This window comes from Stenotrophomonas sp. 2694 (genome assembly GCF_040548715.1).
Lineage (GTDB): Bacteria > Pseudomonadota > Gammaproteobacteria > Xanthomonadales > Xanthomonadaceae > Stenotrophomonas > Stenotrophomonas indicatrix.
In genome coordinates this window covers 1-14,904 of record NZ_JBEPSG010000022.1, presented here as the reverse complement: position 1 = coordinate 14,904, position 14,904 = coordinate 1, and the positions used below count along the sequence as shown (strand labels likewise).

General features: G+C 67.5%; 10 protein-coding genes. 1 reads left to right on the top strand and 9 read right to left on the bottom strand.

Annotation, left to right across the window (positions count from 1 at the left end; all coding sequences use genetic code 11):
• Nucleotides 1–210: 210 nt before the first annotated feature.
• Complete coding sequence (locus ABIA73_RS18260; protein ID WP_025874271.1) at nt 211–1,632, top strand: M28 family peptidase; 1,422 nt, start codon at nt 211–213, stop codon at nt 1,630–1,632.
• Between the two features lie 78 nt (nt 1,633–1,710).
• Here the strand turns inward: ABIA73_RS18260 and ABIA73_RS18255 are convergent, their stop codons facing one another.
• From ABIA73_RS18255 to ABIA73_RS18215, 9 genes are all read right to left on the bottom strand, one after another.
• A complete protein-coding gene (locus ABIA73_RS18255) occupies nt 1,711–3,162 on the bottom strand; it encodes an alanine/glycine:cation symporter family protein (RefSeq protein ID WP_309911692.1) in 1,452 nt (483 codons plus the stop codon).
• Nucleotides 3,163–3,175: 13 nt separating this feature from the next.
• Entirely contained in the window at nt 3,176–4,168 is a 993-nt protein-coding gene (locus ABIA73_RS18250) for a hypothetical protein (protein WP_025874269.1), read from the bottom strand.
• 209 nt (nt 4,169–4,377) lie between these two features.
• Nucleotides 4,378–5,211, bottom strand: coding sequence for a TrmH family RNA methyltransferase (locus ABIA73_RS18245; RefSeq protein WP_354276132.1), 834 nt, complete (start codon nt 5,209–5,211; stop codon nt 4,378–4,380).
• Nucleotides 5,204–6,721, bottom strand: coding sequence for an alanine/glycine:cation symporter family protein (locus ABIA73_RS18240; RefSeq protein ID WP_025874267.1), 1,518 nt, complete (start codon nt 6,719–6,721; stop codon nt 5,204–5,206). Before ABIA73_RS18240 ends, ABIA73_RS18245 begins: the two co-directional genes overlap by 8 nt.
• A gap of 236 nt (nt 6,722–6,957) precedes the next feature.
• On the bottom strand, nt 6,958–7,497 hold the full coding sequence (locus tag ABIA73_RS18235; RefSeq protein WP_025874266.1) for a GNAT family N-acetyltransferase: 540 nt from the start codon (nt 7,495–7,497) through the stop codon (nt 6,958–6,960).
• Nucleotides 7,490–10,615 (bottom strand): efflux RND transporter permease subunit, encoded by a 3,126-nt coding sequence (locus tag ABIA73_RS18230; RefSeq protein WP_025874265.1) that lies wholly within the window; start codon nt 10,613–10,615, stop codon nt 7,490–7,492. Before ABIA73_RS18230 ends, ABIA73_RS18235 begins: the two co-directional genes overlap by 8 nt.
• Nucleotides 10,612–11,718 carry an efflux RND transporter periplasmic adaptor subunit gene (locus ABIA73_RS18225; RefSeq protein ID WP_313283563.1) on the bottom strand — a complete coding sequence of 369 codons (1,107 nt, stop codon included), beginning with the start codon at nt 11,716–11,718 and terminating at the stop codon, nt 10,612–10,614. Before ABIA73_RS18225 ends, ABIA73_RS18230 begins: the two co-directional genes overlap by 4 nt.
• Nucleotides 11,719–12,035: 317 nt before the next feature.
• Nucleotides 12,036–14,099 carry a TonB-dependent copper receptor gene (locus tag ABIA73_RS18220; protein WP_354276131.1) on the bottom strand — a complete coding sequence of 688 codons (2,064 nt, stop codon included), beginning with the start codon at nt 14,097–14,099 and terminating at the stop codon, nt 12,036–12,038.
• Nucleotides 14,100–14,171: 72 nt separating this feature from the next.
• Nucleotides 14,172–14,624, bottom strand: coding sequence for a DUF2946 family protein (locus tag ABIA73_RS18215; RefSeq protein WP_425603228.1), 453 nt, complete (start codon nt 14,622–14,624; stop codon nt 14,172–14,174).
• Between the last annotated feature and the right edge of the window lie 280 nt (nt 14,625–14,904).

The window sequence follows — 14,904 nt, the reverse complement described above, 5'->3', positions numbered from 1 at the left end:
GGCCATGCCTGGCGGAACGCCATCTTGCCGCTGCGCTCGCCGGGCATGCCCGGCGCTACCGCAGAGGCATGCGAAAGCCCCGCTCCGGCGGGGCTTTCGCTTTGCTGCATCTGGCGGAAAACAGCATCCGCGCCGGCCATGACCTCCCGCCCATGCGCGGCGCTGAACGACTGTTAAGCTCCAAGGCTTACACCCTTCCCGGAGCTGTCCATGCGTCGCCGCGTCCTTGCCATCGCATCCTCCCTCGCCCTGCTGGCCGCGCCGGCCTTCGCGGCGCCGCGTGCCACCACCCTGCCGCCGGCTTCGCTGGCCACCGCCGCGCAGCTGCGCGACCAGGCGCTGGCCGATGACACCGGCTGGAAGGTGGTCGAATCGTTGACCACCGAGATCGGCCCTCGCATCGCCGGCAGCGAGGCCGACGCCCGTGCCGTGGCCTGGGCCGAAGCCAAGTTCAAGGCACTGGGTTTTGACAAGGTGTGGAAGGAACCGGTGACCTTCCCGAAATGGGAGCGCCGCAGTGAACACGCCGCCGTGACCGGCAGGAACCCGCAACCGCTGCAGATCACCGCGCTGGGTGGCAGCCCGGGCGGTACGGTCGAAGCCGAGGTAGTGCGGTTTGCCGATCTGGCCGCGCTGCAGGCCGCACCGGCGGGTTCGCTGAAGGGCAAGATCGCCTTCGTCGATTACCAGATGCTGCCGTTCCGCGATGGCCGCGACTATGGCCGTGGCGGCGCGATCCGCAGCAAGGGCCCGTCCGAGGCCATCCGCAAGGGCGCGATCGGTTTCCTGATGCGCTCGGCCGGTACCGATTCGCACCGCGTGCCGCACACCGGCATCACCCGCTTTGATGACGGCCTGACCCCGGTGCCGTCGGCGGCGCTGTCGGTGCCCGACGCCGACCAGCTGGCGCGCCTGCTTGCCCGTGGCGCAACCACGGTGAAGGTCGCACTGGACTGCGGTTGGGATGGCACGGCGACTTCGTACAACGTGATCGGTGAGATCACCGGCCGCACGCTGCCGAAGGAAGTGGTGGTGATCGGTGGACACCTGGACTCGTGGGACCTGGGCACCGGCGCGGTCGATGACGGCGCAGGCGTGGGCATCACCATGGCCGCCGGTCATCTGATCGGCCAGCTGAAGCAGGCGCCGAAGCGCACCATCCGCGTGGTCGCCTTCGCCAACGAAGAACAGGGCCTGTATGGCGGCAAGGCCTACGCCGAGGCGCACGCCAAGGACGTAGCCCTGCACCAGCTGGCCGCCGAGAGCGATTTCGGTGCTGGCCGCATCTACGCCTTCAACACCGGTTCGCCGAACCCGGAAGGCTCGCGCGAGGCAACCAGGCAGATTGCCGAGGTGATGAAGCCGCTGGGCATCGAGTACGCCGCCGACAAGGGCGGCCCGGGGCCCGATGTCGGTCCGCTGGCCGCCAAGGGTGGCGCATGGGCGTGGCTGGCGCAGGATGGCTCGGATTACTTCCACCTGCACCACACCGCCGACGACACCCTCGACAAGATCGATCCGAAGGCGCTGGCGCAGAACGTGGCGGCCTATACCGTGTTTGCCTACCTGGCGGCCGAGGCCGATGGCAACTTCGGTAGCGAAGCCAAGGCAACCACGCCGCCCAACGAGTGAGTCCACTTCCACGCTGTGCGTGGAGTGACTCATGACCGGGTAGCGCCGGGCCATGCCCGGCGCTACCGGCCTGGGTGCTTACTGCGCCCACACGCTGGTATTGCGAACCCCCAGCAGCTTCGGGTTGAACAACGGGTCACGCCCGTGACGCCGGTGATCTTCGTAGTCGCGCAACGCGGCCAGCGCGGGCCTCTGCAGCAGCAGGATGGCGATGATGTTCAGCCAGCTCATCATGCCTACGCCGATGTCGCCCAGCGCCCACGCCACTGTCGCACTGTTCATCGCCGAGTAGCCCGTAGCGGCCAGGAACAGCAGCTGGAAGGTGCCCATCACCCATCCTCGGGGACGATCGCGGCAGAGATAACTGACGTTGGTTTCGGCCATGTAGTACAGGGCCAGGATGGTGGTGAACGCGAATGGCAGGATCGCCAGCGCGACGAACGACTTGCCGAAGCCGGGCAAGGCCGACTCCACCGCGTGCTGTACGAAGCGTGGCCCTGCTTCCACGCCGGGAAGGTTGCCCAGCAGCAGGCGCGCCTCGTCCGGTACACCGTTCACCGACGGGTCGTAGACGTTGTAGAGCCCGGTGGAGAGAATCAGGAAGGCCGTCGCGCTGCACACGACCATGGTGTCGATGTACACCGAGAACGACTGCACCAGCCCCTGCTTCACCGGGTGCGACACTTCTGCTGCAGCGGCAGGATGCGCGCCACTGCCCATGCCAGCTTCGTTGGACAGCACGCCACGACGCACCCCCCATTGGATCGCGGTCCCGATCATCGCGCCGAATGCGGCGTCAACACCGAAGGCGCTGCGCAGCACCAGGGCGATGACCTCAGGCACGCGCTCGACGTTGAGTACCATCACCACCGCAGTGACCAGCAGATAGGCCACGGCCATCACCGGCACCACCCATTCGGCGACGCGCGCGATGCGACGCACGCCGCCGAGCAGAATCGCCGCCAACACCACCAGCAGCACACCGGTGGTGACCATCACCGGAACATCCCACGCTTCGTTCACCGCACTGGTGATGGCGTTGGACTGCGTGCCCGCCAGCATCGCCCCCGCCAGCACCGTGACCAGCGCGAACAGCACGGCGTACCAGCGCTGGCCCAGCCCCTTCTCGATGTAGTACGCCGGGCCACCGCGATACTGCCCCTTGGCGTCGCGATCCTTGTAGATCTGCGCCAGGGTGGACTCGATGAACGCGCTGGAGGCACCGAGGAAGGCGACGATCCACATCCAGAAGATCGCGCCCGGACCGCCGAAGGCAATGGCCATGGCGACACCGGCGATGTTGCCCACGCCCACCCGGCTGGACAGCGACAGTGACAACGCCTGGAACGGCGAGACACCGGCATCGGAGCGCTCGTGACGGAACATCAGGCGCAGCATGTCCGGCAGCGCGCGCAACTGCACGAAGCGGGTACGCACGCTGAAGTACAGGCCCGTTGCCAGGCACAGCACTACCAGGTACGGGCTCCAGACAACGGCAAGCACGGCATTGACGATCGATTCGACATTCATCGCAGGGCCCCCATCAGAAGAACATGCCCAGGGCGACCTGGGGACTGATGATGCGGCCGGTATTGCGGCCGGCAACGGTGAATTCGACGCCGGCGATCAGCCCCAGCGACGGGCTGAAGTGGTACTCGACAGCGGGCGCGAAGGTCAGGTTGCGACTGGCCGGGCGGTGTTCGTTGATGGGCCGGACGCCACCTGCAGCGTCGGGCGCGAAACCGGTCAGGCGCTGGCCGGTCTCGCGGCTGGCGGCAACTTCCATCACGCCGACCCAGCGTTCGTTGAAGCTGTATTCGGCGCCCACGGAAAGACCCAGTACCGAGCCCCGCGCGATATGGCCCTGGAAGCCGTCCTCGGTGCCGTACACGCTGGTGCCGGAGATGGCCGTTCGCGATGGCGCCGGCCCCGCGCTGAACTGCGCCCGCCAGCGCAGCGGCCGATCGTTGCCCAGCCACAGCACCTGCTGCACGGCCAACGCGGCGACGGTGCGCTGCACGCCATCACCCTGCGCATCCAGCGGATTGCCGGTGATGCGGTCGTGGCTGCCGGTGCTGAAGCGCTGTACCAGGGCAATCGACACCGCCGGCGTGGTGCCATCGGCGCTGGGGGCCTGCAACAGGTATTGCAGGCGCGCGGTGGTATCACCGGCGCGGAAGCCTCGGCTGCGTGCGTTGCCGGATTCGGCGCGTGATGCACTCAGGTTGACCTGGCCGGTCACCCGTTCGCTGAAGCCGTATGCGATGGGCACCACCATCGCCCACGCGCCGCTGCGTTCGCTGCTGCGCTGGCGGTCGCCGTTGTGGTCGAAGGACGAGGAACTGTCGACCCGCACCAGATAGGGTTCGACGTACCAGTGACCCGCCGGCATGCCGGCAGGATTGGGCGTGATCAGCGGGCCGGTGAAGTTGACGCCGTCGAGCGTGCGCTCGTTGGCCTGCGCGGAAACGGCGGCAAGCGCACTGAGTGCCAGTACCAGGCAGACACGCACCGCACTGCGAGGAGGATGATGCATGGGAACCGCTCCTGTACGACGTTGGATGGACTTCCACCCTGCGTCGCCGGGAACGGCACACCAATAAGGAAACTTTCAATTCGTCATGCCTGCTTTGCGCATGGCACTGCCAGGAAAACCGCCAGACGTTGCCCGGCTGCCGGGAAGTCCCGTTCGGCCTGGAACTGCGCTGTGCGGGCACCGGTTTGCGGTGCCCGCAGACACGCCCATCAGCCGCGCTGGCTGACCCACTGCGCCAGCAACACGGCCGTGGCGGAAGCGACATTCAGGCTTTCAACCGCGCCACTGCCGGGAATCGACAGCTGCTGGTCACACTGGCTGGCCAGGCCGCGATCCATGCCTTCGCTTTCCGCGCCCATCACGTAGACCAGGCGGGCCGGCAACGAGGCGCGGAACACGTCATCGCCACCCTCGACCAGGGTCGCGGCGAGGCCGAAACCGGCCGCGCGCAGCTGCGCCATCGCTTCTGCATCCTCAGGCAACTGCACCAGCGGCACCGACTCTGCGCCGCCCTCGGCCACGCGTGCGGCCGCGCCGGACAACGCCAGCGTACTGCTGGCCGGCAGCAGCAGCGCCTTGGCGCCGAAGTGCGCGGCAGAGCGCAGGATCGCACCGAAGTTGTGCGGATTACCGACGCCATCCAGCCACAGTGCCAGCGCCCGGCCTTCGCCCAGTTCGGCCAGCCACTGCGCCAGCGGCAACACCGGCGCGCGCAGCACGTCGGCCACCAGGCCTTCATGGTGGGTGGTGGCAGCCAGCTTGTTGAGGTCGCCCTCCTCCACCACGCGATAGCCCACGCGGTTGGCCACGCACCACTTCAGCACCGGCTGCATGCGCGGAATCAGCGATTCCACCAGGTACAGCTTGCGCAGCGCCTGCGGACGCTTGGCGAACAACGCCTGCACCGCGTTCCATCCGTACAGGCGAAGTTCGTCGTTGCCCCGCCCCGGCGGTGGCGGGGTGCCGCCCTCACGCGGTGGCAGCGGGGTGGCCCGCGGCGGTCGCGACGACGGGCGGCGGGCATTCTTCCAGGGATCATTCACTACGGGACAACTCCAGCTTGCGTTGACGCCAGAAATCGGCGTTCTTGATGCCCAGGGCATCGGGGTCGAAGATCGGGTCGAGACCGAGCTTCTTCTGTCGTTCGTAATCGCGCAGGGCCAGCATGGCCGGCTTCTGCACGATGAGGATGGCGATGATGTTCAGCCAGGCCATCAGGCCCACGCCGATATCACCCAGCGCCCAGGCCAGGGTGGCGTTGTGGAAGGCACCGAACACCACCATGCCGATGATGCCCAGGCGCAGCAGCAGCACGGTGAGCGGCCGGCGCTTGTTGTGGTTGACGTAGGTCAGGTTGGTTTCGGCCATGTAGTAATAGGCCATGATCGTGGTGAAGGCGAAGAAGAAGATCGCCACCGACACGAAGGCCGAGCCCCAGCCCGGCAGCACCGCTTCCACACCCGCCTGCGCGTAGCCCGCACCTTCGGGAATGCCGGCCAGGCCCTGGAAGATCGGCGCAGCGCCGGCGACCGGCGAATACACGTTGTAGGTGCCGCTGGCCAGGATCAGGAAGGCGGTGGCAGTGCACACCATCATGGTGTCGAAGTAGATGGCGAACGCCTGCACATAGCCCTGCTTGGCCGGGTGCGAGACCTCCGAGGCCGCCGCAGCGTGCGGACCCGAGCCCTGGCCCGCCTCGTTGGCGTAGATGCCGCGCTTGATGCCCCACTCCACCGCCAGGCCCATCATCGCGCCGAACGCGGCGTGGGTACCGAAGGCGCTCTTGAAGATGATGCCGAACATTTCCGGCACGCGATCGTAGTTGATGATCATGATGACGATGGCCATCAGGATGAAGCCGGCGGCCATGAACGGCACCACCACTTCGGCGAAGTTGGCGATGCGCTTGACGCCACCGAAGATCACCACGCCCAGCAGCAGGGCGACGACGATGCCGATGCCCAGCTTCAGCGCCTGCGCCGATTCCATGCCGAAGGCCTGGCCATCGAGCGGACCGCACAGCGCGGTACCACGGCAGGCGTTGATGACGCTGTCGGCGATCGCATTGGCCTGCACGCCGGGCATCAGGAAGCCGGCGGCGATGATCGTGGCGATGGCGAAGGCCATGGCATACCACTTCAGGCCCATCGCCTTTTCGATGTAGTAGGCCGGGCCACCGCGGTAGCGGCCTTCGGCATCCTTGGTCTTGTAGATCTGCGCCAGGGTGCATTCCACATACGAGGTGGAGGCGCCGAGGAAGCCCATCACCCACATCCAGAAGATCGCGCCGGGGCCGCCGAAGGCGATGGCGGTGGCCACGCCGGCAATGTTGCCGATGCCCATGCGGCCGGCCATCGACATGGCCAGGGCCTGGAACGAGGACACGCCGGCGTCGGACTTCTCACCGGACACGGTGAGGCGGCACATCTCGACGAAACCACGGATCTGCATGAAGCGGGTGCGCAGGCTGAAGAACAGGCCGGCGGCCAGGCACATGAAGATCAGCGCCTTGCTCCAGATGATGCTGTTGATGAAATGTACGGTAGCTTCCACGCGCGCTCTCTCCAGTCGGCGGGTTGTGAGGACGTCCCGTCGGCTGGAAGGGACCGGTCGATTCTCCCTGATCGAAGGTCGCTGCGATAGCGCCGGATGTGGGGGCGTGTTCTCCGCCGGGCATGGCCCGGCGCTACCGGGTATGCCGGCCGCACCACGGGTAGCGCCGGGCCATGCCCGTCGACCGGCAATGACCGTGCCCCCCACGGTAGCGCCGGGCCGTGCCTGGCGGCCTGTTACGGAAGCTGCCTGCGTACCCGGGCGAAGCGGCGCAGGTCATGCAGGACGCCGCGCTTGTAGACGGCGCAGCGCTCCACGCCCTCCTCCTGGAAACCGTTCTTTTCCAGTACCCGGGCCGAGCCCAGGTTGAAGTCGACCACCGTGGCCTGCAGCCTGAACAGGCCAAGCTCATCCATCACCCAGGGCGCGAACAGGCCGACCACAGCGGTCATCAGGCCCTGCCCCCAGTGGGCCTGGCCGAGCCAGTAGCCCAGTTCCGCGGTATGCCCGCGCTCGGCCACGCCCTGCTGGGCGCCAACGCTGCCACAGGCCTGGCCCTCTATCTCGATGGCCAGGTTCAGCGTGCCTGGCGCCAGTACGCGCCCGCCCAGGAAAGCTTCGCCATCCTCGCGGGTGTACGGATACGGGAAGCGGTCACGCAGCCCACGCGAGACGTCCGCGTCGTTGGCGTGATGCAGCAGCGACTGCAGGTCATCACTGCGCCAGGGGCGCAGCAGGAAGCCTGCGCCGTGCAGGATCCGCGCCGGCTCAGGCATGACCACCCACCGACGGCGAGTCGGCCTCCTGCTTCTCCAGCTCGCGCTTCACCGCCTCCGGCGAGCGGGTGTACGGGGCCAGCCGCGCGTAGAACGCCGGCACCACGAACAGCGACAGGAAGGTGGACAGGGTGACGCCGAAGATGATCACGATGCCGATGGTGCCACGGCTGGCCGAGCCCGGGCCACCGGCCACCACCAGCGGGATGGCGCCGACCACGGTGGCGATCGAAGTCATCAGAATCGGACGCAGGCGCACCATCGCCGATTCGATGATCGCTTCGCGCACGCTGCGGCCATCGTCGCGCAGCTGGTTGGCGAATTCGACGATCAGGATGCCGTTCTTGGCCGCCAGGCCGACCAGCATGACGATGCCGATCTGGCTGAACAGGTTCACCGTGCCGCCACTCAGCCACAGGCCAACCAGCGCACCAAGCACGCCCAGCGGCACGGTCAGCATGATCGTCAGCGGGTGGATGAAGCTCTCGAACTGCGCGGCCAGCACCAGGTACACCACCAGCAGGGCCATGGCGAAGGTCAGCAGCACCGCGCCGCCCGCACTCTGGTACTCGCGCGATTCGCCCTTCCAGTTCACCTGCGCGTACTGCGGCAGCTCTTCGCCGGTCACCTGCTGGGCCCAGGCGATGGCCTCGCCCAGCGGATAACCCGGTGCCAGGCCGGCACTGATGGTGATCGAGCGCAGGCGGTTGAAGCGGTTCAGGGTTCCGGCCTCGGCCACTTCGCTCAGCGTGACCAGGTTGGACAATGGCACCAGCTCGCCAGAGGTCGCACGCACGCGGATCGCGGCCAGATCGGCGGGGCTGGCGCGGCCATCACGGCCGGCCTGCACCAGCACGTCGTACTCCTCGCCGTTGTCGACGAAGGTGGTGACGCGGCGCGAGCCCATCATCGTTTCCAGCGCCGAACCAATCGCGGTGACAGGCACGCCGAGGTCGGCGGCACGCTGGCGGTCGATGTTCACCCGCATCTGCGGACGGGTTTCCTTGTAGTCCGAGTCCGGGCCGACCAGGCCGGGGTTGTCGGCCATGCGCAGCAGGATGCGGTCGCGCCACTGCGCGATCTCGGCGTATTCCGGGCCACCCAGCACGATCTGGAACGGCTGCCCGCCACTGCGCACCAGGCCGCCACCGACCTGGGTACGGACGCGCACGCCACGGATGGTGTCCAGTTCCTTCTGCAGTTCGTTGGCGACTTCCGGCGTGCCTTCGCTGCGCTGACGCCACGGCTGCAGGAACACGCTGACGCGGCCAGTGTGCATTTCCTCGCTGGCGCCGAAGCCGCCGGGCACGCGCGGGTTGGCGCGCACGATCGGCTTGTCCGCGCCCACATGCGGTGCCAGCAGCGCTTCGACCTGCTGCACCTGCTGCACGGTGTAGTCGTAGCCGGCGCCTTCCGGGCCGTCGATCATGATCTGGAACGAACCACGGTCTTCGGCCGGGGCCAGTTCCGAAGGCAGCACTTTGATCAGCAGCCAGCTGGCCGCCAACGCAGCGGCCATCACCAGCAGGTAGATCCACGTGCGATCGACATGATGATCGAGCACGCGGCCGTAGGCGCCGGCCAGGCGTTCCAGATTGCGGTTGATGAAGCCGTGCAGCCCGCGCGGTGCCTGCCCGGTATGCGGCTTGAGCAGCTTGGAGGCCATCATCGGCGTCAGCGTCAGCGCGACGAACGCCGACAGCGCGACAGCGGCGGCCAGGGCTACCGCCAGTTCACGGAACAGGCGCCCGGTATTGCCTTCCAGGAAGCCGACCGGCAGGAATACCGCCACCAGCACGGCGGTGGTGGCGATCACCGCGAACGCCACCTGCGCGGTACCCCGCTTGGACGCCACCAGCGGCGGTTCGCCCAGGTCGATGCGGCGCTGCACGTTTTCCACCACCACGATCGCGTCATCCACCACCAGGCCGATGCACAGCACCAGCGCGAGCAGGGTCAGCAGGTTGATCGAGAAATCGAACGCGTACAGCGCGATGAATGCCGCCACCAGGCATACCGGCACGGTGACCGCAGGAATCAACGCCGCGCGGAAGCTGCCGAGGAACAGCCAGATCACCGCCAGCACCAGGATCATCGCCTCCACCAGGGTGGCGTACACGCGGTCGACGGCAGCCTCGATGAAGGTGGTGTTGTCGAAGGCAACGAAGATCTGCGTGCCCTTGGGCAGGGTCAGCGCGACACGTTCGGCCTCGGCGCGCGCGGTGCGCGCCACATCCAGCGAATTGGCAGTGGAGGTCTTGACGATGCCCAGGCCGATGCCGGGCTCGCCGTTGCTGCGGTAGTAGGCGCGACGCTCGGCCGAGGCCAGCTCGATCTTCGCCACATCGCCCATGCGCACCACATAGCCATCACTGCCCTTGCCCAGCGGGATGGTCGCGAAGTCTTCCGGCTTGATGTAGTTGCGCTCCACGCGCAGGGTGAAATCGCGGTCGGTGGATTCGATGCGGCCGGCCGGCAGTTCCACGTTCTCGTTGCGCAACGCGGTTTCCACATCGCCGGTGGTCAGCCCACGTGCGGCCAGCTGGTCGCGGTCCAGCCAGATGCGCATGGCATAGCGCTGGCGGCCACCGATGCGGACCTGGGCCACGCCATCGAGGCTGGAGAAGCGGTCGACCACGTAGCGGTCGGCGTAGTCGCTCAGTTCCAGCGTATCCATGGTCGAGGAGACCATGTTGAACCAGATGATCGGGTCGGCATCGCTCTCGACCTTGGCGATCTCCGGTGGCCGTGCCTCCTCGGGCATGCGGTCGGCCACGCGGCTGACCGCGTCGCGCACGTCGTTGGCCGCCGCTTCGATATCACGGTTGGAGGTGAATTCGATGCTGACCTGCGAGCGGCCGTTGGTGCTGCGCGCGTTGATCGTATCGATGCCTTCGATGCCGGCCAGCGCGTCTTCCAGCACCTGGGTGATGCGGCTCTCGATGACCGCTGCCGAGGCGCCGGTGTAATCCACCGAGACCGAAACGATCGGTGGGTCGATGGCCGGCAGTTCGCGCAGCGTCAACCGGGTGAAGGACATCACGCCCAGCACCAGCAGCAACAGGCTCATCACCACGGCAAACACCGGCCGCTGGATGGAGATGTCGGACAGCTTCATCCGCCGTGACCCTCGGCGGCTGCAGGTGCTTCAACCGTCGTCGGCTGCGCGCCGCTGGCGGGCGCGGCGTCGGAGGCTGCCACCTTCAGGCCCGCCCGCAGCTTGCCGGTGCCGTCCACCACGATGCGCTGGCCTGCCTGCAGGCCCTGCTTGATCTCGACCACGCCGGCGCGGCGTGCACCGGTGACCACGTCCACGCGTTCGACGGTGTCATCGGCCTTGATGCGGTACATGAAGCTGTCGCGACCGACCTGCACCACCGCGATTTCCGGCACCACCAGGGCCGGTCGATCAGGATGGAACAGGCGCACGTCGAGCAGCATGCCCGGCCGCAGCGCATGGTCGCCATTGGCGAAGTCGGCACGCACGGTCACCGCACGAGTGGCCGGGTCGATGCGTGCATCGATGGTGCTGACCTCGCCCTCGAAGGTGCGGCCCGGCCAGGCCACGCTGGTGGCCTGCACCTTGTCGCCGGTGGTCAGCGACGCCAGTTCCACTTCCGGCACCTGGAAATCGACGTGCATGCGCTCGACGTCGTCGAGGGTGGCGATCACCGTGGTCGGCGTCAGCAGCGTGCCCGGGCTGATCTGGCGGATGCCGAGGACGCCGGCGAACGGCGCGCGCACGCGACGGTCGCCGATGTCCGACTGCATCTGTGCCACCCGCGCTTCGGCTGCGTCGCGGATCGACTTCTGCGTGTCCAGGGTCGCACTGGATACCAACCGCTGCGCCGCCAGTTCGCGCTGGCGCTTGTACAGCTGATCGGCTTCGCGGAAGGTCGCCTGCGCCTGCACCAATGCGGCCTCCTGGGCCTGCCCGCGCAGTGTCACGAGGGGCGCACCGGCGGCGACCTGCTGGCCACTTTCAAAGTGCACGCGCTCGACGATCTCGCTCACCTTGGCGGTCACGCTGATCGACTCGCGCGCCTTGGCCGTACCCAGCGCCTGCAGCGTGTCGTTCCACTGCACCGCCTGCACGACCTGCGCGGTGACCGGCACGGCTTCGCCCTGCCGACGCGCGGCGGCCTCCTGTTTGCCTGCGCACCCGGCCAGCACGGCCAGGCTGAGGCCAAGGGCCAGGGTCGAAGCGATACGAGCCAACATGAAGCGTCCTGAGTGGTACACGGCCGCCGAGTGTAGGCAAGGCCCCGCAAAAGCGGTATGTGCCAAGCGTTTACCGGCGTGGAACGGGGGCTGCGATAGCGCCGTGTGCCCATTCCATGCAGGGGGCACCGACGCAGTGTCGGCGTATGTCGGGATGTATCAGGCCATCCCGCCAGGGGCGATGCCGTCGTACAGTCGAGGGGCCTGGCCGAGGGCGCCGGGCGGGGTCGGAACCTGGCGGGGATCCGACCCCGTTTTCTTTGGACGCAGGCCTTCTGTGCGCGGCGCACCGGTAGCGCCGGGCCATGCCCGGCGGATCAATACCGGTAGTTCACCTTCATCCACAGGCTGCGGCCGGGCTCGTTGATGCGCACAGGGTCAGCGGGGAAGCCGAAGTCGGCGCTGCCGGCCAGGTTCAGATGCTCGCTGTAGGCACGGTCGAACAGGTTGTCGACACCGGCGCTGAGCTGCAGCTGCGAACTGAAACGATAGGCCGCGTTGAGCGCCAGCGTGGCAAAGCCGCTGCTCGGCCCGAGGTCCTGCGCGACCACGTTGCCCTGCCCGTCCGCGACCCGATGCTGATGGGTGACCGCGCGCACCAGCGCACCGGCACTCCAGCGCTGGCCTTCCCAGTCAGCGCTCAAGCGTGCTTCCAGCGGCGGCATCTGCGGCAACGGTCGATGCTGATCGCGGTTCTCGCCCCAGGCATAGGCCAGGGTGCCCCCCAGCTTCCATTGCTCGTCCAGCCGCAGCTGCAGGCCGGCCTCGGCACCGGCGATGCGCGCCTGCACATTGTCAGCCTGGCTCATGCCCATCATGCCGCTGCCGCGATAGGTGAACAGGATGTAGTCCTGGATCTGCCCCGCATAGGCCGAGACCCAGGCCTGCACGCGCGGGCCCTTGTATTGCAGGCCGACGTCAAGCTGGGTGGTGCGCTCGGGCTGGATGCCAGCGAACGCGTTCACCGCACCTGCCGGCCCCTGATCGGGCGAGAACAGTTCCCAGTAGTCGGGCATGCGCTGGCTGTGGCCCAGCCCGGCATACCAGGTCAGGCCGTCGGCAAGGTCCTGTTCGTAGCGCAGGAAACCACTGCCCAGCCATTCCCTGCGGCGCTGGCCGGCGGTGGGATTGGGCATGGCCATCATCATGCCGCCGATGTCGGCACGCGCATCGCGCACGCTGGCACGATCGATGCGCAGCCCGCCGATCCAACGCTGCCCGGTGTCCACGCCGAGGGTCAGTTCGGTGAATGCACCGTAGCGGCGGAAATCGGCGTCGGTGTTCCAGTCCGCCTGCTTGTAGGTATCGCGCCCCATGCCCATGCGGCCGCGATGCCGGCTGTCTTCGCCGTCGATGCCGGCCACCAGCTGCACGTCCTGCCAGCGCCATTCGGCGCTGATGCGCCCGCCCTGCGTGCGGCGAACCACGTTCGACGCCATCGGCATCGGCATCATGCTGTGTGGGTTCGGCGTACGCAGCGTGTAGTTGTCCATCACGTGGTCGGCTTCGTTGTAGTACACGTTCGCCTGCAGCGTGTCCCACGCCCCGGGCAGATTGCGCTTCTCGAAGCGTGCGGCGTAACTGGTGCGTTCGAACGCGGCACCATCCATGCCGCGCCCCGCGTAGCGCGCGATCGCATCGCCGGCACCGGCGGAGACCTCCAACAGGGTATCGGCGTCAGGCGTCCAACCCACCGCTACGTCGCCATTCCACTTGCGCCATTTCGACGGAACCACATCGCCGTTGCCGTCCTTGTAGTCATCGGCTTCGGAGCGATTGCCGCTGGCACGCACGTAGCCCGTTGGATTGCCCAGGGTCAGGTTCAGCACCTGGTCGTTGCGATTGCGTGAGCCGACCAGCGCACTGGCATCGGCACGCAGCCCGGGCGCATCGAAACGCGGGGTATCACGCTCGAAACGCACGGTGCCCGCAGAGGCACCCGCACCCCAGCGCACGCTCTGCGGGCCCTTGATGATGGTCAGCCGGTCAAAGCTCTCCGGCGATATGTAGGACAGCGGGTTGTCCATGCGAGAGGGACACGCGCCAATCAGATTGCCATCGTTGCTGAGGATGTTCAGGCGCGAACCGAACATGCCACGCAGCACCGGGTCGCCGTTGGTGCCGCCGTTGCGGATGGCGGAGAAGCCGGGAACGGTCTTCAGGTAATCGGCGCCATCGCTGGCTGGCACAGGCTGCCGCGGCAGGCGCGGATCGGTCACCCAATGCAGCGGCGAGGACGGCGCGGCGGCGGTGACCACCAGCGTATCCAGCGTCCGCGCTTCTTCGGCGGGCGCGGCATGGGCGAAGGGGGCAGCCAGGGCAGCACCAAGCGCAAACGGCAGGCGCGCACGGGCGCCCGCAGCGGGGAAAGTCATTTTCATGGAAACAGCTCCAAGGTACGCACGCGCGCACGACGCCCTTGCAGGCCTCGTGCGGCGGATTCGATAGGAAAATCAGCGGACGCTGGAGATCAGCGGCGGTCCACGCGCGGCATGTGCCGGCCAATGCAGCAGCGGCAGTCGCGGCTGCGACCATGGGAACATCGGCTTCGGCCGCCACAGCAAGGGCAGCAGAAGCACCAGCACGGCCAGCCACGGCAGCAGGCGCATGGCCAGCACGCAGTACTCGCAGGCCTCCCCGTGCATGGCGTGCGGATCGGCGGGCGGGGTCGGATCCCTTTGCCCCGGCAAAGGGCTCTGACCCTCAGCCATGTCGCCGTGATGCATGTGGGCATGGTCCATGCCGCCATGCATTGTGGATGGGGTCAGAGCCCTTCCCTGTGGTGAGGGGATCTGACCCTGCGGCGCCTGCAGCGCACGGCTGACCAGCGGCGCAAGCACCATCAACAGCGTCGCGATGAAGGCGAGCTGGAGCAGGGTTCGACGCAGGCAGCCGGTACGGATCACCGCGCTAGTGTAGAGGTGCCTCCAGAAGGCACCGTGCGACGAACCGTCGCAGGAGGGGGTTTATCGGCAGGGCTGCGCCCTGCACCCGCTACTAGCTGGAGCAACAGCAACAGCAACAGCAGAAGCGGGCTTTCTGGAGGATGACGGAGTGAGTCCGGTTGCGGGGGACGCCGTGAATCCGTCCATGGAGCAACTGTGTGCTGGAGGAGCGCCAGCCCTTCCGGTAAACGGGCACGGTAGTGCCGGCCGCTGGCCGGCAGCCTCAGGAGCAACGCCCTCT